Raw genomic sequence first — 23341 nt, forward strand, 5'->3', positions numbered from 1 at the left:
ATACAAATTATAATACCATGCTGCAGAGCATTGCAAGGAGGCTGAGCGCCGCTGCAAAATTTTCCTTTTTAGCTGGTTCGTCTCTTAGGCCTCGATGGCTTTCTACCGGGCGTAGTGGGACAGCGTCTCTCCTATGGTGCGCTTGAACAGGCGGGTAGTGTACAACCGGGATACCTACCTCCTGTGCCGCCTGTGTGATCGTGTAGCGATGATACCGGAGCAGGTTCGCCGCAAACTGGATGCGGGTCAGGGTCACATAGTCGGTCAGGTTGCTGTGCACTTCCCGGTGGAGCTGGTCGGACAGATAAGAGCGGCTCAGGTTGAAGCGGGCAGTCAGCGTGGAAAGGGGCAGGTCCTCCTTCAGATGCAGGTTGTTATAGTGGATGATATTGCGGATGACCACCGAATAGCCGGCGGTAGAGTACCGCGCCACCCGGTCGCAATATTGCTGCAGCATCTCGACCATAAGGGCCTGCTCTTGCTGCCCGGTGGTGATTTCACCGGCGTCCAGCAGACGGAATGTGAAAATGTGTCTTTTGCAAGGCGATAAAATGTACAATGTGCATTTTTTACAGGTGAATGGTAATTACAGAGCGTAGCTATGTAAAAAAACACAAAGGAGAAATGTGCTTTTTGGGTGGATTTGTGCAGAAATGTACACTTTTCAGGGCGGCAAAACAGCACATTTTTGCCGATATTGCCGCATGCTACATGAAATGTGCGATTTACCATAAAATCATACGATATATCGGAATAATTTAACTTTCGGAATGTAACATTTGGCACATGCTATGCGTAAAGAAGCTGCACACCGCCATAAAGAGCCTATGGGGGTGAACATAGTTTAGCTGCAGAGAAATGGGATACGATACGCAATTCCGGCACGGTAACGCTGCTTTGAGTTGGTTACAAAAGCTTATGCGGAATGCTCCGCACAGCAATGCATACTGGTTGGAAGCGCAATACAACAGATTCCTGGGCTTCAAAATACAACAATTTCCGGGAGACAAAAATGAACCCCGGAAAAGGTTGTACTCTGCGTATTGAAAATACAGGTGAATTGGGCGCTTGTTCGATGCCTACTGGTACGCAATAGCAAAACAAGGATACAAATCAAAGCGTACAAAAGAAAGAAAAGCGCAAGCAGCATATCCTTGCCCTGCAGAGAGAATGGATTCCGGTATTCTTCCGCTGAAAGCAAAATAACAGGGCTAATTTTCCGGATTTTCCCTTGTGATTTGGTGGCGCGATAAACTATAATAAGCATAAGGCAAGCAAATGCGATGACGATAACAGATACTGCGCAGGCAAGTGAAAGGAAGAAACGCAATGAAGATGCTTTTCAAGCAACGGATGTTCTCCTGGTTCGACAGCTATGATATTTACGATGAATATGGGAATACCATGTTTGTGGTCAAGGGCCAGCTTTCCTGGGGGCATTGCTTGAGAATCTTTGATGCGGCGGGCTGCCCGGTTGGCTGCGTCAAAGAAAAGATATTTACATGGATGCCCAAATTTGAGCTCTACACAGGTGAGGATAATTATGTGGGGTGCCTGAGCCGAGAGCTGACGCTTTTCCGGCCCAGCTACCATATCGACTGCAATGGCTGGCGCATTGAGGGCAGCTTTTGGGAATGGGATTATGACATCCTTGCCCCCAGCAGGCATACCGTGGCACATATCGCCAAGGAGCTTTGGAATTGGACCGATACATACACCATTGAGGTTGCCGACTCAAGAGATGCCCTCTGCGCGCTGATGGTCGTGCTTGCGATCGATGCAGAGAAATGCTCGCGGTATAACCATACCTGACAGGCTGCACACAAAAAATACTCCCTTATTCTGCTGCGCACGCAGCAGGGTAGGGGAGTTTTCTGGTTCGTGAAGCAGCACGCCGCCGAGGAAATGAGCCGCTGCGGTGCCGCCATACGCGACCCCGCGCAGATACGCGCCTACGGCAAACAGGTAAAAGCGCAGCTTGCCGACTTTGCCCAAACGGTCAAGGCGGGCAGCCGCACCGAGCTTGCCATGGTCTACCGCCTGCGCGATATGCTGCTGAGCCAGCGCGCCTACCTGACCGCCATGGCGGACTACACCGCCCACGGCGGCAAAAGCCGCGGCAGCGCCCTGTACACCGACCTGACGGGCGGGGTTAAGCCGTTTGCCCAGCTGCCGGATACCTTCACCTTTGCCCTGGACGAAACCGAATCCCCGCTGATTCAGGAGCTGTGGTTCGAGGATGGTACCTGCCGCGCCCCATCCCCGAGGATGACGACTTTTTTGAAAACGTCTGGCGCAGCTACCGCGAAACAGAGAACGTTGACTGAATAGATGGTTCTACCTGGCCTGATAAACACAACACTAGTATATCATGAAAACGAATATCCCGGGCCTCATTACATGCGATGCAGAAGCGCTAAATCATGGAGCGTATCCCTGTTATCGACCCGTTTGCATACATCTGCATCCTGATACCGGCAAAACGATACGGCATCGTTTTGATAGTAGGGGATCAGTCTGATTTGCTCATCAACGATTCGTTCTTTCATATCTGTACACCGGCCAATGCCAGAAACTTTTTGTCGGACTGGATACCCTGCGTCAGGAATACGCCGTCCCGGAACAGTGCGTAGGTTGTGACGGGTGCGGATACATTCTGCGCGGCTTCTTTGTCGGTGATGTGGATGGCCCGGAACGGGATGTTATGCTGCTGCGCGGCCTGCTGCACCTTCGGCACCCAGTAATAGGTAAAGGGACACTGATCGGTGTAGTAGAGGACGAAGCCTTCACCATCAGCTTTAGGGTGCTTAGCGCAGTTCTTGAATTTCGGCAGTGCTGTATCGGCGTTGAGCGGGAGGCACATGAGGGTGATTCCACAGTCCGAGACATCTGCGACTTCAAATCCCTTGTGGGACAAAAACTTGGGGTCGGCGAGAAATTCCCGCTTGCGTCCCTCGGCGCACAAAATGCAGATGCCCTTTTTGCCCTGCGCTCTTGCATCGCTGAGGCATTTTTCCAGCAGGTCATTTGAGCAGCCATGCCCTTTCATGGAACCGGAGAACCACAGGCAGTTGATGTACAGCCAGCCGTCCGCTGTAATGGGCACCCATGCGTTTTCTGCCGGGATGTACTCGATAAAGCACTTGCCACGCTCAACACTGCGGTAGAAAACAAGCCCCTCAGCAAAGCGCTGCTTGAGCCATTCTTTTTTGGCAAGGCTCTGCTTGCCGGACATCGCGCAGCAGATATGCTCCTTGTCGATGTTCTCTTTGGTGATTTGGATGTAGTCCACAGGTGGCCTCCTTGCAGAAAAGGCGCAGCATGCCCCAGCCTCTGGGGCACACTGCGTCTTGAGCGTCTGGTGAAATAGTGTTTATACGAATTACTATATGCCAAACAGCTCGTATTGTCAATAGAGCGTTAAAAACTGCGTTACAAAGTATGATGACAGTGGACATTGCTGCAAGCACAAAGAACATCCTGTGCAAGGCGGTACATGCCTGACAGAGAAGCGGCGGAATCTTCAGACTGCACGAACCGTAAATATTTCATGAAATTTCGCAACAAGCAATTTACTTGGCGCGAGTTTGTGATACTATAAAGAAAATACGGGGCTGCAGGGGATAAGAAATGAACTCGCAGGCAGGTTGGCATAGCGTACCCCGCAGACAAACGGTGGAATGGAGTTGTGTTGTGATGAAAATTCGTAAGGCAGAAGAAAAGGACATCCCAAGAATTATGGAGCTGCTGGGTCAGGTGCTGCAGATCCATGCAGAGATACGCCCGGATGTGTTTATCCCCGGCACCACAAAATACACCGCCAGCGAACTGAAGGAACTGCTGGAGCAGGAAGATAAGCCTATCTTTGTTGCAGCCGGTGAGGATGATGTGTGCATAGGCTATGCTTTCTGCCAGTTGAAGGAGCAGCCGTTTTCTACCAATATGGTACCGTTTAAGGCACTGTTTATTGATGATCTGTGCGTTGACAAGCAGACGCGCGGACAACATATCGGGGAAAGCCTGTTTGAATATGTGAAACAGCAGGCAAAGAAGCTTGGCTGCTATGAAGTCACCTTGAATGTCTGGGCAGGGAATACATCAGCCGAAAGCTTCTATGAGAAGATGGGTATGAAAACAAAGGAACGGCAGATGGAGTACATCCTATAAAGATAGAATGATGGAAAGGGTTTACGTCAGCAAGCCAGCAGACGAAGTGTGAAGCGGGCACAGTGGCCCATAAAGAACAGGAGGGGCAAACGCCCTGAAGGAAAACAGAAAGCTGCTAAAAGAAGTGCTCAAGGACATCCGCCATGATATGAGCGATGAGGAAGTGTTAAATCTGCTGGCAGACAGCAAAATTTCAGTTAGCCCCGAAAGCGAAAAGGAAAAGTATACGCTGGGGCAGCGTGCTGCGGATGTAATAGCAAAATTCGCCGGTAGTTGGGCATTTATCTTTTCCTTTACCGGCGTTTTAGTTCTTTGGATGATTGTCAATACGCTGCTGGCGGCCAAGGCGTTTGACCCATATCCGTTTATTCTGCTGAATTTGGTGTTGTCTTGTGTGGCGGCAATTCAGGCGCCGCTTATTATGATGAGTCAGAACCGGCAGGAGGAAAAGGATCGACGCAGAGCGGAAAATGATTATAAGGTCAATTTGAAAACCGAAATTATGATTGAGAATCTGTACGATAAAGTGAATGCTATTCTTGCTAAGCAGTCGGCACTGGAAAAGCGGCTGCAGACTGAGGATAAAAACGGCAGGGTATAGAAGCATAGGAAAATAAAAACATCCCGTCTACGAGTCAAGCGCACTTGTTTACATAAGTGTACTTGCGGCAGACGGGATGTTGCTGTTTTATTTACAGTACAATAAAGGTGCAGGTGGCAGCAGGCAGGGTCAGCTCACCGGCAGGGGCGGCAACCGCAGGCTGCTGTTGGCTTCGCTGCACAATCGTGATTTCGTTGTGTGGACAGGGCATTTCGTGTCCCTCCTTTCGGTAATTGGTGGATGGGGTGGCGTTTTACCACCTCATTTTGGGCAGAAAAAAGCAGGAGACCTTTTTCAGATTTCCTGCTCGGTATGCCGCTGTATGAGCGGCGGGTATTTAGTTGTAAAAGTTTGGGACAAGTTGACCCGATGTGTGTGGAATAACAAACTGGAATTTATATAATTATTCCTCTAACTTTCCCCATTTTATAGGCTTTCCCGCCTGTCCATTAGTGAAATGATATGTAGTTTCCCTTCTTTTTGCCCTTATGAGATAATCACAAGGGAAATAAGGGAAATTTTTTAGTCATTGCCCACCACTTTATCAAGAAGCCGAACTGATTTTCGTTTCGCATCTCTTGTGGAGTGAGCATAGACGTTCATTGTGGTACTGACATCTGAGTGTCCCAACAATTCCTGCACATCTTTTGGGGCAGCTCCATTTGCTAAAAGGTTGCTTGTATAGGTGTGACGTAACTGGTGGAAATGAAAGCCTTCAAATCCCTCTAATGTTTTTGCCACCTTTCTGCAAACAGTCCCCAAAGTAGTTGGAAGTTCCAAACAACCATCCGGTCTTAAACAGACGAAAGAAATTTCTTTATAATCTGTCGGGACTTCCTCTGTTCTGTCTAAACAATAATATTCGTAGTACACTCTGTTTTTCTCTTTGACCTCTTTGTAGTAGTTCGTGTGATAAAGTTCTCCGTACTGCATTCGATTTTTTAACTGCTCTTTCCGGGCATTACGGAAAATCTCTACCAGTGTATCTCCAAAATCAACAACCCTTACTTTTTTCCGCTTGGTTGGTCCGATGATATATTTGCGCTTTGAGCCATCATATCGGATGCTGCGTCTTATGGTAAGGCATTGTTCTTCCAGATTTACGTCCTGCCATGCCAAACCGCAGGCTTCTCCAATACGAAGCCCGGCATAATAGGCTATCTGGATTGGAAGTATTGCGGCTGGGTTCTTTTTTTGCAGATAAGCAAGCAATCTTTCATAATCTTCTCGTGAAATTGGTTGGACATTTCCGTCCATATCCTCATCGGAAAACAAATCCACTTCATCCGTCTGATACCGCAGTTTAATATACTGCATGGGATTGAACGTAATATACTGCTTTGGAAATACTGCAAAACGGAAGGACTGCTGCATGACTGCGGAAAAAGAATGGATATAATCTTTGCTGTAACCCTTTCTCTCTTTTCCGTCGGGATGAACTCCCCCGAAGGAAAGCAAATCGAAGAAGGATTGCAAATGTTCAGAGGTTACATTTTTCAGTTTCCGTTCTGCCAATGGGTGTTTCTTGATATTTCGGATTGTTCCGAGGTAATTCTCCACCGTACCATTGCTGAGCGTACCTGTTTTTAATTCCTCCTCTGCCCACACATCCAAAAGCTGTCCGACTGTGAGATTTTCCGCTTTGGCAACAAATTTCTTTTTCTCATAATCATCCATTGCCTGACGGAGCAGCTTTTCAGTTTCACTTTTGCTTTCTGTTCCAACGCATTCTTTCTGAACAAGATTGCCGCTTGCGTCCTCTACATAGAAGCGGTAGTACCATTTCTTTCCTTTTTTTCTTACAGATCCTTTTGCCATAATCGTATGTCTCCTTTCGATATTAGACAATCGGAACTGATGAAATGCTTCGTGCGTGTAAGTATATCATAACTCCGGTTGTCTTACTATACCGATTCGGAATCTTCGTATAAGACTTCTGATAAAAGATTTGCAAGCCTTTGTTCTGCTGTTTTTGGTTTCTTGGAATAGAGCCTTACAACGTCTGCCATCTCATTAAAAGCATTGATGGTGTGAGTGATTTCCCTTAAGAACATAATCTCATTATATTCATCATTCGATTCAAACCCTATTGTTTTGGCAATATCCGTCTGACCAGCATTCCCCTTGAAGTTTTTGCAGGCGAACTGGAAGGAATCCAAAAACAGACCATATTGTTTTAACATCAGCAGTAATAAATCTTTTGAAAAAGCATCTTCTTCTTTGGTAAGGGCAAGCGGTAACTGTTCCAGAATATCTCCCATCGCATCACGAATCTGTAACTCTCTCTTATCCGTAATGTCGGTTTCATATTCATCTGTTTCCCCTTTGAGCCATTCCACAGATACATGGAGTGCTTCCGAAAGACCTTCCAGCACCATTTTTTTCGTATTGTCAATCGAACCATTCTCATAACGCAGGATTGTAGAAGCGGTAACACCCATCTTTTCTGCGACATAAGGCTGTGTCAGATTCAATTCCAGACGGCGCTGTTTTACTCTGCTGCCTATCAGCTTGCGTAGTTCTTTATCTTTCATGCTGACTGCCTCCTTTTTCGGTATGTATGAATTATAGCATTGTTTTTCTGTAATTGCAATATGCAACTTAAAAATTATTTTTAATATTTCGTAACGCTTGACAAAAAGATATGAAAAGGATATACTTACATCACAAGAATTGCATAATGCAATTTATAAGGAGGTGATTATATGACGCAAAGAAAAATTGCATTATCCATCGAAGAAGCTGCTGACTATACGGGAATCGGCAGAAACACCTTAAGACAGCTTGTAGAATGGAAGAAACTTCCAGTATTAAAGGTTGGTCGCAAAGTCCTGATTAAAACCGATATTCTGGAAATGTTTATGGAAGCGAATGAAGGTCGTGATTTGAGGGATAGAGGAAATGTAAAAGCCGTAACAAGAACTGCGGCAAATTAAAAAGGCGGCTTCCAAAGAAACCGCCAAAGGTTCTATCAGACCGAAGCCATGATATACCTACACGCAAGAAGATTATACCATGTGCTTCTTCTGATACGCAACCGAGAACTTATGTTTGTAAAAGAAAGGGGAATGTAATCATGGCAAAATCAACAAAAAGTTATGAAGAACGAATGCTTGAAATGGAAAAGAAGGAACAGGAAAGCCTTGAAAAAGCAAAACGATATGCAGCACAGAAGAAAGAACTTCTGAAACGAAAGAAAGCCGAAGAAAGTAAAAAACGAACCCATAGGCTCTGTCAGGTTGGCGGTGCGGTGGAATCCGTTCTCGGTGCGCCTATCGAGGAAGAGGACATCCCAAAGCTGATTGGTTTTCTGAAAAAGCAGGAAGCCAATGGGAAATTTTTTTCAAAGGCAATGCAGAAAGAAACACATACCGATATGGAGGAAGTGTAATGGCGGGGGGGGGGATGAGTTTTTCATTCCCTTCATTGCTTTTTCATGAAGGGCGCACTTATGGACAACCAGAGGTCGTCCCAATAAGTTTGCCACAAGTGGCAACCGGTCTTCGCTCACGCTTGCCGGGCTCGTTCCGTCGGCGGGGCTTTCAGCCAGACCTGCTCATGCCGCAGGAGGCACTCTTCGCCAGAGGGGCGCATTCCATGCAGGCTGCTATGCGCAGGGCACTCTTACGCAGAGGGCGTTCCGGCAATACTGCTTTTTCTAAAACTGAAAGCAATGTTGCCGGAAATCTATGCCGGATGTGCAGAAAGGGGGAATCCAGACATGGCGATTTTTCATTACACAATCAAAATAGTCGGACGAAGTAAAGGGAAATCTGTTATCTCCGCTTCCGCATATCTCAATGGGGATGTGATGAAAAACGAGGAAACCGGGCGAATCAGTTATTACACTTCTAAAAAAGAAGTGGTCTACACCAGTCTGATGATGTGCGAAAACGCACCTCCTGAATGGCAGATAGTACCAGAAGAAAATATAAAACGCTTTCAAAAATCTGTCCGATACAAAAGGTCAGAAGATAAAGAAGCTGCTTTAGAAAAATTTAAAATCACATTTCAGAAACAACGGTTATGGAATGAGGTATTGAAGATTGAAAAAAGTGCAGATGCCCAACTTGGCAGGTCATTTGAATTTGCCCTCCCCAAAGAATGGAGCAGACAGGAACAGATTCAATATACAGCCGACTATATCAAAAAAACATTTGTGGATAAGGGAATGTGTGCTGATTGGAGTATCCACGACAAAGGGGATGGCAATCCTCATGTCCATCTGCTTCTGACAATGCGCCCTTTTAACCCGGATCATTCTTGGGGGAAGAAAGAAGTCAAAGATTGGGATTTTGTCAGAGATAAAAGCGGAAATATCGTGATTGATGAATCCCATCCGAACTGGTGGCAGGATAAGAAAAACCCTGACCGTCATGGAATCCGTATCCCTGTATTAGATGAAAACGGAATCCAGAAGATTGGTGCAAGAAACCGCCTGCAATGGAAACGGGTACTGACCGATGCTACGGGATGGAACAATCCAAAAAACTGTGAACTGTGGCGGAGCGAGTGGGCAAAGGTGTGTAATGAACATCTGCCTTTGCATAATCAGGTCGATCACCGTTCTTACGAAAAGCAGGGAAAACTCCAGATTCCTACCATCCATGAAGGTGCTGACGCAAGAAAGATTGAACAAAAGTTTCTTGCCGGGCAGGAAATAAAAGGTTCGTGGAAAGTAGCGGAAAATCAAATCATAAAACAACAAAACACGTTATTGCAAAAGATACTGGACACCTTTGGGAAAGTATCAGGTGCATTATCATTATGGAAGGAGCGATTAAATGACATTAGAAGAAAGCCGGGAAATTATACCCTTAATGGAGTCCATGATTGGGCAAATCGAAGAACAGCAGACCTTAATGGCAGAAATGCTTCTGGAAATGCAGAACCGGGACACCCAACTCTCTCTTATGCAGGAACAGAATCAGAAATTGCAAAAATTAAACAGCGAGTTATCCGAGCTGCTCAACATTTTGCCAAATACCGAGGAACTACTTTCCAAGATGGAAGAACAGAAAACGAAGATAGAACTTTTGGAAAACGAAAATCAGCAATGGCAGATATTGGCACAGAAGCTGAACAGCGAAAACAGTTTATTACTGAAACAGAACACCGAATTGCTGAACTGGAACAGCAGGTAGAGAAAGGACGTGATATAGATGAACGAATCCAGAGAATTAAAGAACGCCGAACAGTTGGAAGAACTTCTGCTCTTGACCGAGGAGATACAAGAAGAGTTGGAACAGAAAGACCAGCTTATCGTGGAACTGAAGACGCAGCTCAACGAATCTCTGACCTTGAACGAGAAATTAAACAAAGAGAACAGAGCCGGGAATATTCAAGCATTAAAGAACGACTTGAAGCTGGCAGACAGAGCATTGCGGAGCGAGAAAGAGAAGCTGCGAAGCGCAAACGTCACGATAGAGGAATGTCAAGATAAAATACGATGCTTAACACAACAACGGGATTATGCCCGGACACATCAGAAAATCGTAGAGATACCGGTAGAAAAGCCGGTACTCTATAAAAAATGCGAAGCCTGTGACCGGACAGCCTATCAGAATGCAAAAGCAAGATACGAAACACAAAAAGAGCAACTTGCAGGACAATATAAAGCAAAAACGGTAATGTTCCAAACAACCTTGTTCCTTCTTGCATGGTATTCGCTGACAACCACTCTTTTTCAGGCAGTACAGTCAGATGTGTTCCTTTCCGATTGCAAATCATTCTTCCATGATGCAGCATCATTCATACAAACTTTTATCGGTTGGACGATTGATGCCGGGCAATCTGTGGCACAAATCAGCACAAAAATTCCAAATGAGATTATAGCCGGAATCATATATTGGTTATTGATGATATTGGTTGTTGGAATATGTGTGGCAGGGACAGGGATACTGGCAATACTGATAGAAATAAAGGTTATAGAATTATATAAGAAAAACTGTTGGGATGTTATTACCCTACTGATGATACTGACAAGTGCGGCTGTCATCATTTATTTTGGAGAAGTAATTAAAAAAGCATTATCAATAAATCTGTTGTTCTTTTGGTTAATTTTACAAGGAATATATCTTACAATTCGACGCTATATAAGTCAAGATACTGATTGACTAGATACAAAATATTTGATAAAATATAAATAGAAATACAGCAGATCAAAGGAGGTAAAACTTATGAGAGCAAAGAAAGTGATTGTAGGGGTAGCTATTAGTGCAATGTTAATTTCTTCATCAATTCCAGTAATGGCATTTTCTGTTACAAACGGGAATAAGACATTTGATAAAAAGTGGGAATTGAGCACTACATCTGATGGCGGAAAAGGTGTTTTGACTTATGGTTATAATACTCTTGCTATTAATGAAGATTATGCACACGCATATCATTCAACTAAAGATCATTACGCATATGTCAAGAATGGAAATGGTTCTTTTTCGGGTTCAAATGTTGGTAAAGGTAATTGGTCTAAAATTGAGGTTGCTCATAAAGGAAATAGTATTACCTACGGTAATAGCTACTAAACAAAGGTTCGGGATAATGGCTGAGTGGTTGGAATTCCAACCACTCCTTTTTGTGGAGTGTATATAAATGAAGAAAAAAATAAAATATATAGGAATTGTTTTGGTTATTTTGTTCTGTTGCTATAATTTATTTTGGTACTTCGGGAGTTATAAACCATATAACGAATTTCAGAAAGACTTCCCTGAAATAGAAGAATCTGGAGTAAAAATTTACACAGATAAAGATGGATTCCAGTATAGTGTGTCTGTCCCTGATTATTTGCTTTGGAATGGAAATCTTGCGATAGCTGAGTCAGATGTTCGATATGCACTAATTATTTGGATAAAACCATTTCACCAAGGAATAAGTCAAGGCGTGCTATTTAATGACTATAAGGATTTGAATACTCAAATTATGTTGTCAAGTAGCAAAAAAGCTGAAGATCAAGAAGATCAATGGATTGTTGATGAAAATAGCACAATATTGACTACGATATTTGAAAAAGCAAATAAAGTATGGAATCTGGGGTTGAAATAAATGAAAGCAATTAAAAACTTATGTTTGTTTTGTTTCCTGATTTTTGGAATACTTATGCAATCTGAAATATTTCAAGATCAGCTTTGGAACTTTTCTACAGCATATTTTACGTCATCACGCTATGAAGTTGCTAGTGAAGATATGTCGCAGTTTCTGAAAGATGTATCAGAAACTGCAACGGAGAATGATGTACATATTTTTTCTCAGTACAATGAAATCAATAATAAATACCTTTCAACACTTCATATTTATGGCGATGATAAAGTAATCAGACAAACATTAAAAAATACTGCAAACATAGAAGAATCAGAATATACCGCTTTAGTTTCCGGAATTACGAAAGTAAAATTTCATAATCTCTCAGAATTGCAAAGTACCTCTGTGGGTTATGAAAACTTTATCTCATACATAGGAAATGAGGACAATATTATCTCTGCATATCAGAAATTATCAGAAAAATATAGCTTAACTTATCCAGAATATTGGAATTCTACGGAAAAGGACATGATTTTTATTATATGGGGTATGATTATTGCATTGATGATTGTTCTAAATGTAATTGAAGTGGTTAGGCGAAAAAAAGAGGTTGTTGTACGAGTTTCCTTAGGAGAAAGTGCTGGTTTCATAGCATTTAAGGCTGCTTTATTCGATGTAACTTTTGACATTGCATTATTTATTGTTGCAAAAATATTGCTGTCAAATTATATATCGGGAGCATATGAGAATAGACTCGTCACAATTTTATATTCCATTGGAATTATTCTTTCCACTATTCCATATTGTTCTTTTTGCTTTTTTGATATTAGAAAGGCATTCGCAAATGCAACACACAAAAGAGGAGTGGATTTTTTAATTTATTCGTTAAAATTTATAGCAGGGGTAGCCGCTGTTTTTACAATTACCACTAATATTAGTAGTATTCATAATAACCTATTTACAAATGAACATTTGTTAGAAGAATATTATGATGCAAATTATTTTACCGTAAAGACTACTGATTTTAATGCTGAAAAAGAAGAAGCTTTTTGGAATAAACTATACAAGAATGAATATAACACATTAAAGCCTGTAATATGCTTGAATATTTTAAATGATAAAAATGATGTGATATATGTAAATAATCATGCAAAAGATATGTTACAAGGTTTTACGAAGCAGATAAATGCAGTAGAGAATGAATCTTCTGATTTGATTATTTTCATTCCAAAGAATAGATATTTTGCTAAAAACAAGCAATTAGCCTATGACTCCTTGAGCCATGTTTTAAATCATGATAATTTACAACAATTAAATATTCAGTACATAGAGTATAGCGAAACAGAATACTTTTCCTATTTAGATACAAGTAGAATAAATGGTATCGAAAAAAGCAAAAATCCGATAATTATTTATCAGGCAAACAAAGATTTAGCAGTCAATGGTGGGTATCTTGAAAGCTATAAAGCAGGAGCAGTTTTATTTCAATGTGATGAAAAACAGCTAAGAAATATCAGCAAAAAGTATGAAGATATGCTTGGAAATTATCAGCTAGTAATTACAAACGTACATGAACAGTATTTATATAATCACACATTTTTAATAAAACTCGTGGGATTTTTAAGTTCTCTTTGTACGATTGTATTGCTTTTAAATATTATGATTATTGTTACAGTAAGTAGACTAGAGTTCCGAGAAAATGCAATGAAAATTTCCTTGATGAAAATCTTTGGATATAGTTTATTTGAACGGCACAAAACACTTCTTAAAATGATTGTAGTGGAAAATTTTGTGATATTAGTAGGTATGCTTATCTATTCTTTATTATCGGTACAGACTGAAGTAGGAATTAGCATTCTTGTTAGTTCATTTATGGCACTAATAGAATTTACAATTATTTTCTTTAATATCACAATTGTTGAAAAAACAAACATACCGAAATCATTAAAAGGAGGTTGCTTATGATAACAATTGAAAATCTATGCAAAGCATATAATGATAAAATTTTGTTCAAAAATTTTCATTTGGAAATTCCAGATAGCCGTTTTTTGGTAATTAGTGGCGAAAGTGGATGCGGAAAAAGTACTTTACTTAATATGATTGGAGGTATTGAAACTCCTGACAAAGGTTCTATTATTGTGAATGGTTTTGATGTGGCAAAAAAAGGAAAAAAGCAGAAATATTTCAAAGAAGTTGTTGGATTTTTATTTCAAAATTTTGCCCTTTTGGAAAACAAAACAGTAAAAGAAAATCTAGAAATAATAAAAAAATCAGGTAGAACGGATATTTCAATAAATGAAGCTCTTGAAAAAGTTGGTTTACAGAAAGTAATTAACAAAAAAGTCTATCAATTATCTGGTGGCGAACAGCAGAGAGTTGCGTTAGCTCGTTTAATGCTAAAGAAATGTTCGATTGTATTAGCAGACGAACCAACTGGTTCCTTAGACAAAAAAAATAGTGAGATTGTTATGAATATATTGCATGAGTTAAGTGAACAGGGAAAAACAGTTATTGTTGTAACTCATAGTGAAGAAATTGTAGCACAAGAAAAGCATGTTCTATATTTATAATTACCCATAATAGAAGAATATGTTCTTTCGGGAGACACCTCCTCTAAGAACATATTCTTTTGGTTAAAATTGATTATAAAGATACTTTTATTTCAGTATATTCGCTATATTGATGGGATATATATTTGCATATTATTTATATGGATAAGGATTATAACTCTAGTGAGTCTTCTGCATCTACCCACATCTGTAAATTACCCTCAAGATATAATCTTGCATATTCCAAAGGCTCATCCACAGCCAATGAAGTAAGCGCACATTCTGATCCGTATGTGGTTTTTAGATTTTTTTCAGCTTTCCAGCAATCAATGCGAAGCATATATCCGGCACTTGTGTAAACATCAATACTATCGTGATTTATGTTGTATTCTGCATAAATTGTTCTCATCGTATCTTATCTCCATTTTCTTTTAATAATCAGTTATAGAGTTAAATATCGAAAACATTTCAATCAGTTCACCATGTCGTTATTGTTATACTGTGTTATGAAATTTTCTTTCCCTTATTTTTTCCCATATTAAGGTTCATGAAAACCAATGTGAGAATATAACACAAGGGAAAGAGTAAGGGAAAGCTCACTTGCTACAAACTTAGTATTTTCAAGGGTTTGCGAAGAATTTGATAATTAAATATAACAGTTATTAAATTTCCTAAAATATGTGAAATATCAACTGGAATTTGTAATTACATTCCATACATATTGGCATTCTTTACAATCACTCTATCTCCTTTTTCTAATTGTTCCTTAGAAACTCCTCTTAACCCAAGTCCAACATGTTCTGTTTTATATCCACAACCATTTGATTTTCGTTCTTTTGTATGTATATCGATGGTAGTAATTATAGTCTCTAATACACCTCCATTTGTTTTATAAACACACGCATTTTCTCCTTCTCTACACATTCCTGTTGATATGTTTCCTGTGGCAACTGTTCCAACCCCCATAATTGTAAATACATCATCAATAATCAATTCAAAGTCTTCTTTTAAACATAATGGAACATCTAATCTGTTCATATACTCTTTTTCTCGCTCTTTCTTGCTTTTACCAAATAATCCCATAGTGTTTCTCCTTTATAACTTCCGATTTGTCGTTGACTTCATTATACTTTATTCGACCGTCAAAGTATAGAGAGATTTTGTAAAACTTGTCGGCTGGGAACAGCTTGCAGCGCAAGGTGTCCCCAGATGGTAAGTCCACAAAAGGGTAGCTGGCAGCAGCCAGCGCAGCGTCCCCTGTTTGATTTGGAGCAGACCATGACTGCGGAAAATCACAGCCCTCCGGCGAGGAGCCTTCGGAGAACGCAATGCACCAACCTCTGGGTGGTGTATAATTGCGCCCTTAGTAAACTAAGGGGTTTCCGGCTTCTCCCGCTCCAGCAGTTTTTTCAATAGTTCCTGCGTGCCCCCAGCAGGGCATAAAAAAACGCCACAGGTTTGTGTTACCCATGGCGTTGCCCCGGCAGATGGCCGGTCTGTATTCAGTTATATGGTCACGGGGCGGAGGCCCCGATTGACGGGTGCTGTACCCATATCTCGGCATTTCGTGGCCTTTCAGCGTGTCAAGGCTCACTCAACAGTAGTAATATCGTAGTAAATGAGGTGGTTTTGACCTGTCTGAAATGCCCGTGGATACAGTGTTTTCAAGGGATAATCAGGTTTCGGCTTGATTTTTAATTAAAAAGTGTAGACCTTCTCCGGCAAATGCCGCTTCCGATCCAAAATTTCGGGCATATCCTGACCGATCTCGTGGATGCAGTTCTTGTGGGCGATGAGCTTGCGCTTGACGTCCTCACGCTTCAGCGGGCGGCGCAGCAGGGGGTTATCCGGCAGATAGAGCTGACCGGCTGTCGGATAGTTGCTGGCACGCCGGTAAGCGTCGATCTTCTGCGATCCTTGCTGATTCATACGCAGCTCTTCTTTACCGTCCCTTATTATTATGCAAACGGATTTTCTGTGGGATACGGCAGGCTCTTGGGCTGGTTGTAGGCAATGTCCGCAATGCCGAGGAACTTGAACACTTCAAACAGCGTCTTGCCATAGTGACCGAAGGCAACGGCACCGTGGTGCGGGTAGCGCTTCTGAATCAGGACATGGCGGTAGAAACGGCCCATCTCGGGAATGGCGAAGATGGCGATGCCGCCGAAAGACCGCGTTGCAACGGGTAAAATTTCACCCTGAGCGATGTAGGCGCGCAGCTGGCCTTCGCTGTCGCACTGCAAACGGTAGAACGTGATGTCGGACGGCGCAATGTCGCCTTCCAGCGTGCCGCGGGTGAAATCGGGATCGCTGCCGGCGGGCTCCAGCAGGCGGTGCTGGATGAGCTGGTACTTGACGGCGCGGTCACTGCACATCTTGCAGGACGGCGTGTTGCCGCAGTGGAAGCCCATGAAGGTATCGGTCAGCTTGTAATTGAACTTGCCGGTGATGTCCTCATCATAAATGTACTTGGGTACGCTGTTGTTGATGTCCAGCAGGGTGACGGTGTCGCCGGAGGCGCACATACCGATGTACTCGGACAGGGCACCGTAAATATCGACCTCGCAGGCCACGGGGATGCCGCGGCTGGCAAGGCGGGAGTTGACGTAGCAAGGCTCAAACCCGAACTGCGACGGGAAAGCGGGCCAGCACTTATCGGCAAAAGCAACATACTTTTTGCTGCCCTTGTGGTTCTCGGCCCAGTCGAGCAGGGTCAGCTCAAACTGCGCCATGCGGGTCAGCAGGTCGGGGTAATAGTGCCCCTCGCCCATCTCGGCGGCCATGTCCTTGCAGACGTCCGCGATGCGCGGGTCGCCCGCATGCTCTTTGTAGGAAACGAGCAGGTCAAGCTCGGAGTTTTCCTCGATCTCAACACCCAGCTCATACAGCCCCTTGATGGGGGCATTGCAGGCGAAGAAGTCCTGCGGGCGCGGGCCGAAGGTGATGATTTTCAAATCACGCACGCCCAGAATGGTGCGGGCAATCGGCACAAACTCGGCGATCTTGTCGGCAATTTCCTCCGCCGTGCCGACGGGATACTCGGGAATATAGCCCTTCAGATGGCGCATGCCGAGATTGTAGGAGCAGTTCAGCATACCACAGTACGCATCTCCGCGGCCATTGATCATATCGCCGTCGCCCTCGGCTGCCGCTACGAACATGCAGGGGCCGTCAAAGTACTTGGCAATCAGCGTTTCGGGCGTTTCGGGGCCGAAGTTGCCGAGGAATACGGTCAGCGCGTTGCAGCCTGCGGCGGTGACTTCGGCCACGGCTTTTTGCATGTCGTGCTCGTTCTCGACAGTGGTCTTGCACTCGTACAGGTCAGTGCCCTTGGCGGCGCAGGCGGCAGAGATGGCAGCGCGGCGCTTCTCGCTCAGGACGATGGGAAAACAGTCACGGCTGACGGCAATGATGCCGAGCTTGACCTCGGGGATGTTGGATGATTTCATGGTTTTGCCTCCTATATATTTACACATTTTGCAATGGCGGGCGGATATGGAATCCGCCCCTACGGGGATGCCGTGGAACTTTCCTGTATCGTAGGGGGAGCATTCTATATGCTCCCGCAAAGGCTGCTCCTAAACATGTACGTTTTCCCCCACCAATCCGACATACGCCCCGGCCTTGGCCTCGGCGCTGTCGGGATGGGCGAGCAGCCACTTGTTGCAGGCCCACAGCTGCGGGTCATCGCCGCCGTCATTCTTGATGGCGGGCTTTGCGGTATTGGTGCCTTTGGGCAGGGCGACCAGCACGCGGAAGCCCTTGGCTGCGTCCACATGGCAGGGCGCGTAGTGCAGCGTCGTGGCGTAGACTTCCACCAGTGTGCCTGCCGGGACGCGGAACGCCTTGACCTTGGCGGTGTCCAGCTTGCCGCCCGCGATTTCCTCCTGCCTGGCAAGCAACAGCACAAAATCTTCGGTACCCAGATTGAACTCGCTGTCGCGGTGGTATTCCAGGCAGTTCAAATAGGTGTTGTGACCGTTGCACCAGCCCAGTTGGCAGGGCATGCCGCCGAAAAGATGCTCCGACACTTCGACGGCGGCGGGCAGTTCCTGCAGGGCTGCGTCCTCGGCCACATAATCTGTAGCTGCGGGCAGCGGGGTGTTTGCCAAGGCGGCCAAAATTTCCGCTTTGGCGGTATCCAGCCCGGTCACAACGCGGCCATAGGGCTTGAATTCCGGGTCGGTTACAGAAAAAATCTTCATTGCAGTGCCTCCATTTCCGCAAAGGATACTTTCAGTGCCGGGTACAGCTTGTGCCACACGGCGTAGCGCGCGTTGTATTTTTCGACGAGCGCGGCGTCCGGCTCGGTTGTGCTCTTGGCGTGGACGAGCGCCTCGGCGCAGGCCTGCACGCTGGGGTATGCCCCGCAGGCTACCGCCGCCAGCATCGCGCCGCCGTAGCCGGGGCCTTGCTCGGTCTGGGGCAGCGTCAGCGGGATGCCCAGCACATTCGCCAAAATCTCCCGCCACAGCGGGCTTTTGGCACCGCCGCCGCAGAGCGTGCTGGCTTTAATCTTCACGCCTTGTGCCCGCGCAATCTCCACACAATCGCGAATCGCAAACGCCACACCTTCCAGCACCGCCTGGGTCAGCGCGGCACGCGGGGTGTCCATCCGCAGCCCGACGAACGCACCGCGCGAGGCAGGATCGTTGTGGGGGCTGCGTTCGCCCATCAGGTAGGGCAGGAAGTAGACGTCGTTCGCGCCAAGCTTGTCCGCCGTAATGGGTGTCTGCTCGGCAGCGTAGTCAGTGGTGTGCAGCACTTCTTCGCTCCACCACTTGTTGCAGGACGCAGCCGAGAGGATGCAGCCCATCAAATGATACCCTCCGTCCGCGTGGGCGAAGCTGTGCAGGGCGTTCTGCTTATCGACGCCGAACGTATCGCTGGTGATGAACACCGTGCCCGATGTGCCCAAGGAAATATTGCACTTACCGCCGCCCACCGCGCCGCAGCCGACAGCCGCAGCGGCGTTATCACCCGCGCCCGCGCAAACGACGACATCCGCAGGCAGGCCCAGCGTTTGGGCGGCTTCAGCGGTCAGCGTGCCGACGGGCTGCCAGCTCTCAAACAGCTTCGGCAGCTTGGATTCCTGCACGCCGCAGATGTCCAGCATTTCCTTGCTCCAGCATTTGTGCTCCACGTCCAACAGCAGCATGCCTGATGCGTCGGAATAGTCGGTGCAGTGGACGCCGGTCAGCTTATAGTTGATGTAATCCTTCGGCAGCATGATTTTTTCGATGCGGGCGAAGTTGTCCGGCTCGTTCTCCTGCATCCAAAGCAGTTTGGGTGCGGTGAAGCCTGCAAAGGCGATGTTTGCGGTGTAACGGCTCAGCTTGTCTTTGCCGATAACGCCGTTTAAGTAGTCGACCTGCCTTTGGGTGCGGCCATCGTTCCAAAGAATGCAGGGGCGGATAACCGCGTCATTTTTGTCCAGCACAACCAGCCCGTGCATCTGGCCGCCCGCGCCGATGCCCTTGACCTGAGACGCATCAAACCCGTCCAGCAGCGCGGGGATGCCGTCGCAGACCGCCGCCCACCAATCGGCGGGGTCCTGCTCGCTCCAACCGGGATGCGGGAAAGCAATCGGGTATTCCCGGCTGACGATGTTGGCAATGCTGCCCGTTTCGTCCATCAGCAGCAGCTTCACCGCAGAGGTGCCGAGGTCGATCCCAATATAGTACATATCTTTGTCTCCCCCCTTACGGAAGATTTATCCGTTGACGCCAAAAACTTTTGTATAGTCGGCCTTGAACTTCTCAATGCCGGCATCGGTCAGCGGATGGTGAAGCATCTGCTCGATGACCTTGTACGGCACCGTGGCAATGTCGGCACCAGCCAAGGCACAGTCGGTCACATGGATGGGATTGCGCACGCTGGCGGCGATGATTTGAGTCTCGATGTCCGGATAGTTCAGGAATATATCATGGATAGTCTCGATCAGATCAATGCCCGGCTGGCCGATGTCATCGAGACGCCCCAAAAACGGGTTGACATACGTGGCGCCCGCGCGGGCTGCCAGCAGCGCCTGATTGGCGCTGAAAATCAGTGTGCAGTTCGTAGGGATGCCCTCGCCGGACAGCACCTTGATGGCCTTTAACCCCTCGGCGGTCATGGGAATTTTGACCACCATGTGCTTCGGGTCCAGCGCGTAGATGGCGCGGCCCTCGGCGATCATGTCCTCGGCATCGGTTGTGGTCGCCTTGACCTCGCCGGAGATGGGGCCGTCCACGATGGTGGTAATCTCTTTCAACGTTTCGGCGTAGTCGCGGCCCTCTTTGGCAATCAGGCTGGGGTTTGTGGTGACACCGGCAATAATGCCCATGTCGTTGGCACGGCGGATCTCGTCGACGTTGGCGGTATCAATGTAAAATTTCATACGGTAAAACCTCCTTATTTCTGGCCGTAATAGGCGTTGGGTCCGTGTTTTCTCATAAAATGCTTGTCCAAAACATGCTGTGGGGCAGGCTGTGCATCGGGGTCAATGGTCAGGGTCAAAATTGCCATCTTTGCGACTTCTTCCAGCACAACAGCGTGGTAGACAGCCTGTGCCGCATCTTTGCCCCAGGTAAAGGGACCGTGGCTGGCACAGAGAACACCGGGTACATGCACCGGGTCAATGCCGCGGTTTTGGAACGTCTCGATGATGACCTTGCCGGTGTTCTTCTCGTAGTCCTCGTCGATTTCCTCCGGCGTCAGCTCCCGCGTGCAGGGGACAGGGCCGTAAAAATAGTCGGCGTGGGTCGTGCCAAAGGCGGGCAGGTCGCGCCGTGCCTGGGCAAAGGCCACTGCGTGGGTTGAGTGGGTGTGTACGATGCCGCCCAACTGCGGGAAGGCCCGGTACAGCTCGAGATGCGTTTTCGTGTCGCTGCTGGGCTTCAGCTCGCCCTCGATCTTGTTGCCGTTCAAATCAATGACAACGAGCATTTCCGGTGTAAGTTCGTCATATTCCACGCCGGACGGCTTGATGACAAACAGGCCCTTCTCGCGGTCAATGCCCGAGACATTGCCCCAGGTGTAGGTTACAAGTCCTCGGCGGGGCAATTCCATGTTGGCTTCATAAACTTGCTGCTTTAATGCTTCCAGCATAGGTTATCCTTTCCGCTTTAACGCTAAATCGTTCAAGAACAGCTTTTGTTCCGGACTTTCCGCCGCTGGCTGGCGTTGCCCGGCAGCTGACGCATACAAGCCCTTAGGCAATACCGCATAATTCCCGCCTTGCGGCTTAAGCACCGCTCCGACGGCTGCCGCACCTCGCTCGCCGTATCGGCACTTAGAATTATGCGGTATTGCCCTTATTTTACAACGGCGCGCTCGGCTTTCAGCGCGGTTTGGTATTGGGTCAAAAAGGCGGCAAACCCAGACTGCTCGGCAGGATCGGGGAACAGGGTCGTGCTTTGGGCGTCGGCAAAAACGCAGCGGTTCAAATACGCGGCCAGCGTTTCGCCGTCGGCGCGGTGCAGACGATACGCAGCCAGCAGGGCCATGCCGTAGGAACCGCCCTCACCGGCTGTTTCCATGCAGGTCACAGGCGCACCCGCCGCCGCAGCCAGATACCGCTGGGCCACGCCCGGCGTTTTGAAGATGCCGCCGTGACCGAGCAGGGTATTCACAGCCACATTTTCTTTGCGCAGAATTTCCAGCCCCATCGCCAACGTGGCAAAGGCAGAATAGATGTTGGCGCGCATAAAGTTGGCCAGCGTAAACGCACTGTCCGGGCGGCGCAGCAGCAGGGGGACGCCCGCGTCCAAGTGGGTGACGCTCTCACCGGAAATGTAGTTGACGGGCGTGATGCCGCCGCAGTCAGGCGCACCGTGCAGCGATTCGTTAAACAGGAGGGTAAACAACGCACCTTTGTCGATGTTTGCTCCGCACAGTGCCGCGCTCTCGGCCAGCAGATCGACCCAGGCGTTCAAATCGCTGGTGCAGTTGTTGCAGTGGACCATGGCGACCGCCGCGCCGTCGGGGGTCGTGACCATGTCGATTTCCGGGTAGACCTTGGACAGCGGCTTTTCCAGGACGACCATGGCAAAAATGCTGGTGCCTGCGCTGACATTGCCGGTGCGCGGGGCGACACTGTTTGTTGCCACCATGCCGGTGCCGGCGTCGCCCTCCGGTGGGCAGAACGGTATGCCGGGTTGCAGCGTGCCGGTTGGGTCGAGCCGCTTCGCCCCCTCGACGGTCAGCATACCGGCGTCCTCGCCTGCGGGCAAAACGGTAGGCAGCAGTTTGACAAGATCCACAGGGCAGCCTTGCTTGTCTGCCAGCGCGTTAAATTTTGCGAGCATTGCGGCATCATACCCGCCGGTGGTGCTGTCGATCGGGAACATGCCGCTGGCATCGCCTTCGCCCAGCACCTTGCGCCCGGTCAGCTGCCAGTGTACATAGCCTGCCAGCGTGGTGAAAAAGTCCAGCTGCGGCAGGTGTGGCTCGCGGTTCAGCATGGCTTGGTACAGGTGTGCTGCGCTCCACCGCTGCGGGATGTTGAACCCGAACGCCGAGGTCAACTCTTCTGCTGCCGCGCCGGTCATCGTGTTGCGCCATGTGCGGAACGGTACCAGCAGCTTGCCCGCAGCATCAAACGCCAGATACCCATGCATCATAGCCGAAACGCCAATGCACCCCACTGTGGTCAGCGGCTGGCCACACTTGGCCAGCACATCCGCAGCCAATGCCGCGTAGGCAGCCTGCACACCCTGCCAGACTTCCTCCAGCGGGTAGGTCCAGATGCCATTTTCCAGCCGGTTCTCCCAGGTAAAATCGCCCTGGGCCACAGGCTTGCAGGTATCGCCAACAAGCACAGCTTTGATGCGGGTGGAACCCAACTCAATGCCGAGAGAACACTGCTTTAAGTCAATCATAGGGATCCTCCTTGACAAAATAAAGGATGGTCTTTATCATAAAACTATCTAAGGCAATACCGCATAATTCTAAGTGCCGATACGGCGAGCGAGGTGCGGCAGCTGCTAAGCCAAAAGCGCAGATAATACTTTGTGTATTATCGAGC

25 protein-coding genes are annotated in these 23341 nt (G+C 47.1%); 12 read left to right on the forward strand and 13 right to left on the reverse strand.

Annotation, left to right across the window (positions count from 1 at the left end; all coding sequences use genetic code 11):
- Nucleotides 1–7 precede the first annotated feature (7 nt).
- Nucleotides 8–466: a helix-turn-helix domain-containing protein gene (locus B5D32_RS11785; protein WP_078785227.1), complete on the reverse strand. Its 459-nt coding sequence runs from the start codon at nt 464–466 to the stop codon at nt 8–10.
- Nucleotides 467–1329: 863 nt separating this feature from the next.
- On the opposite strand from B5D32_RS11785, the gene B5D32_RS11795 reads away from it, so the two are divergent.
- Nucleotides 1330–1812, forward strand: coding sequence for an LURP-one-related/scramblase family protein (locus tag B5D32_RS11795; protein WP_078785229.1), 483 nt, complete (start codon nt 1330–1332; stop codon nt 1810–1812).
- A 69-nt stretch (nt 1813–1881) separates the two neighbouring features.
- Nucleotides 1882–2331 carry a hypothetical protein gene (locus tag B5D32_RS11800; RefSeq protein ID WP_078785230.1) on the forward strand — a complete coding sequence of 150 codons (450 nt, stop codon included), beginning with the start codon at nt 1882–1884 and terminating at the stop codon, nt 2329–2331.
- Between the two features lie 214 nt (nt 2332–2545).
- Here B5D32_RS11800 and B5D32_RS11805 read toward each other — a convergent pair whose 3' ends face one another.
- Nucleotides 2546–3292 (reverse strand): YoaP domain-containing protein, encoded by a 747-nt coding sequence (locus B5D32_RS11805; RefSeq protein ID WP_078785231.1) that lies wholly within the window; start codon nt 3290–3292, stop codon nt 2546–2548.
- A 404-nt stretch (nt 3293–3696) separates the two neighbouring features.
- Between B5D32_RS11805 and B5D32_RS11810 the strand changes: the two genes are divergently transcribed.
- Complete coding sequence (locus B5D32_RS11810; protein ID WP_078785232.1) at nt 3697–4167, forward strand: GNAT family N-acetyltransferase; 471 nt, start codon at nt 3697–3699, stop codon at nt 4165–4167.
- Between the two features lie 148 nt (nt 4168–4315).
- Entirely contained in the window at nt 4316–4768 is a 453-nt protein-coding gene (locus B5D32_RS11815) for a DUF1003 domain-containing protein (RefSeq protein ID WP_143402749.1), read from the forward strand.
- Nucleotides 4769–5290: 522 nt separating this feature from the next.
- Here the strand turns inward: B5D32_RS11815 and B5D32_RS11820 are convergent.
- Nucleotides 5291–6586 carry a tyrosine-type recombinase/integrase gene (locus B5D32_RS11820; protein WP_005608354.1) on the reverse strand — a complete coding sequence of 432 codons (1296 nt, stop codon included), beginning with the start codon at nt 6584–6586 and terminating at the stop codon, nt 5291–5293.
- Between the two features lie 86 nt (nt 6587–6672).
- Nucleotides 6673–7302, reverse strand: a complete 630-nt coding sequence (locus tag B5D32_RS11825; protein WP_005608353.1) for a helix-turn-helix domain-containing protein — start codon at nt 7300–7302, stop codon at nt 6673–6675.
- A 171-nt stretch (nt 7303–7473) separates the two neighbouring features.
- On the opposite strand from B5D32_RS11825, the gene B5D32_RS11830 reads away from it, so the two are divergent.
- From B5D32_RS11830 to B5D32_RS11870, 8 genes are all read left to right on the forward strand, one after another.
- Nucleotides 7474–7704 (forward strand): helix-turn-helix domain-containing protein, encoded by a 231-nt coding sequence (locus B5D32_RS11830; RefSeq protein ID WP_004843519.1) that lies wholly within the window; start codon nt 7474–7476, stop codon nt 7702–7704.
- 140 nt (nt 7705–7844) lie between these two features.
- The gene (locus B5D32_RS11835) at nt 7845–8159 is read left to right on the forward strand and encodes a hypothetical protein (protein ID WP_005608351.1); all 315 of its coding nucleotides are present in this window, start codon (nt 7845–7847) and stop codon (nt 8157–8159) included.
- Between the two features lie 330 nt (nt 8160–8489).
- Nucleotides 8490–10211 (forward strand): MobA/MobL family protein, encoded by a 1722-nt coding sequence (locus B5D32_RS11845; protein WP_040893156.1) that lies wholly within the window; start codon nt 8490–8492, stop codon nt 10209–10211.
- The gene (locus B5D32_RS11850) at nt 10129–10884 is read left to right on the forward strand and encodes a DUF6040 family protein (RefSeq protein WP_330378863.1); all 756 of its coding nucleotides are present in this window, start codon (nt 10129–10131) and stop codon (nt 10882–10884) included. Before B5D32_RS11845 ends, B5D32_RS11850 begins: the two co-directional genes overlap by 83 nt.
- A 63-nt stretch (nt 10885–10947) precedes the next feature.
- Nucleotides 10948–11292 carry a broad-spectrum bacteriocin mediterrocin MdcF gene (gene mdcF, locus B5D32_RS11855; RefSeq protein WP_005608346.1) on the forward strand — a complete coding sequence of 115 codons (345 nt, stop codon included), beginning with the start codon at nt 10948–10950 and terminating at the stop codon, nt 11290–11292.
- 67 nt (nt 11293–11359) lie between these two features.
- Nucleotides 11360–11809, forward strand: coding sequence for a hypothetical protein (locus B5D32_RS11860; protein ID WP_004843525.1), 450 nt, complete (start codon nt 11360–11362; stop codon nt 11807–11809).
- On the forward strand, nt 11810–13750 hold the full coding sequence (locus B5D32_RS11865) for a DUF1430 domain-containing protein (RefSeq protein ID WP_005608344.1): 1941 nt from the start codon (nt 11810–11812) through the stop codon (nt 13748–13750).
- Nucleotides 13747–14355 carry an ATP-binding cassette domain-containing protein gene (locus tag B5D32_RS11870; protein ID WP_005608342.1) on the forward strand — a complete coding sequence of 203 codons (609 nt, stop codon included), beginning with the start codon at nt 13747–13749 and terminating at the stop codon, nt 14353–14355. The genes B5D32_RS11865 and B5D32_RS11870 overlap by 4 nt, the downstream gene beginning before the upstream one ends.
- Before the next feature lie 151 nt (nt 14356–14506).
- Here B5D32_RS11870 and B5D32_RS11875 read toward each other — a convergent pair whose 3' ends face one another.
- The 9 genes from B5D32_RS11875 to B5D32_RS11915 all read right to left on the reverse strand — a co-directional run bounded on the left by B5D32_RS11875 (nt 14507) and on the right by B5D32_RS11915 (nt 23195).
- Nucleotides 14507–14743 (reverse strand): DUF6061 family protein, encoded by a 237-nt coding sequence (locus B5D32_RS11875; RefSeq protein ID WP_004843528.1) that lies wholly within the window; start codon nt 14741–14743, stop codon nt 14507–14509.
- A 296-nt stretch (nt 14744–15039) separates the two neighbouring features.
- On the reverse strand, nt 15040–15417 hold the full coding sequence (locus tag B5D32_RS11880) for a translation elongation factor Tu domain protein (RefSeq protein WP_021748087.1): 378 nt from the start codon (nt 15415–15417) through the stop codon (nt 15040–15042).
- A 615-nt stretch (nt 15418–16032) separates the two neighbouring features.
- Complete coding sequence (locus tag B5D32_RS11885; RefSeq protein ID WP_078785234.1) at nt 16033–16263, reverse strand: phosphoketolase family protein; 231 nt, start codon at nt 16261–16263, stop codon at nt 16033–16035.
- A 29-nt stretch (nt 16264–16292) separates the two neighbouring features.
- Nucleotides 16293–17783, reverse strand: coding sequence for an L-fucose/L-arabinose isomerase family protein (locus B5D32_RS11890; RefSeq protein WP_078785235.1), 1491 nt, complete (start codon nt 17781–17783; stop codon nt 16293–16295).
- A 129-nt stretch (nt 17784–17912) separates the two neighbouring features.
- Nucleotides 17913–18539 (reverse strand): DUF4867 family protein, encoded by a 627-nt coding sequence (locus B5D32_RS11895; RefSeq protein ID WP_078785236.1) that lies wholly within the window; start codon nt 18537–18539, stop codon nt 17913–17915.
- Nucleotides 18536–20020 (reverse strand): xylulokinase, encoded by a 1485-nt coding sequence (xylB, locus tag B5D32_RS11900; protein WP_078785237.1) that lies wholly within the window; start codon nt 20018–20020, stop codon nt 18536–18538. Before xylB ends, B5D32_RS11895 begins: the two co-directional genes overlap by 4 nt.
- A gap of 27 nt (nt 20021–20047) precedes the next feature.
- Nucleotides 20048–20713, reverse strand: coding sequence for a fructose-6-phosphate aldolase (gene fsa, locus B5D32_RS11905; protein WP_078785238.1), 666 nt, complete (start codon nt 20711–20713; stop codon nt 20048–20050).
- Between the two features lie 14 nt (nt 20714–20727).
- Nucleotides 20728–21423, reverse strand: a complete 696-nt coding sequence (locus tag B5D32_RS11910; protein ID WP_078785239.1) for an L-ribulose-5-phosphate 4-epimerase — start codon at nt 21421–21423, stop codon at nt 20728–20730.
- Between the two features lie 206 nt (nt 21424–21629).
- On the reverse strand, nt 21630–23195 hold the full coding sequence (locus tag B5D32_RS11915; RefSeq protein ID WP_078785240.1) for a xylulokinase: 1566 nt from the start codon (nt 23193–23195) through the stop codon (nt 21630–21632).
- Nucleotides 23196–23341: the final 146 nt, after the last annotated feature.

This window comes from Gemmiger formicilis (assembly GCF_900167555.1).
Classification (GTDB): Bacteria; Bacillota; Clostridia; order Oscillospirales; family Ruminococcaceae; genus Gemmiger; species Gemmiger formicilis.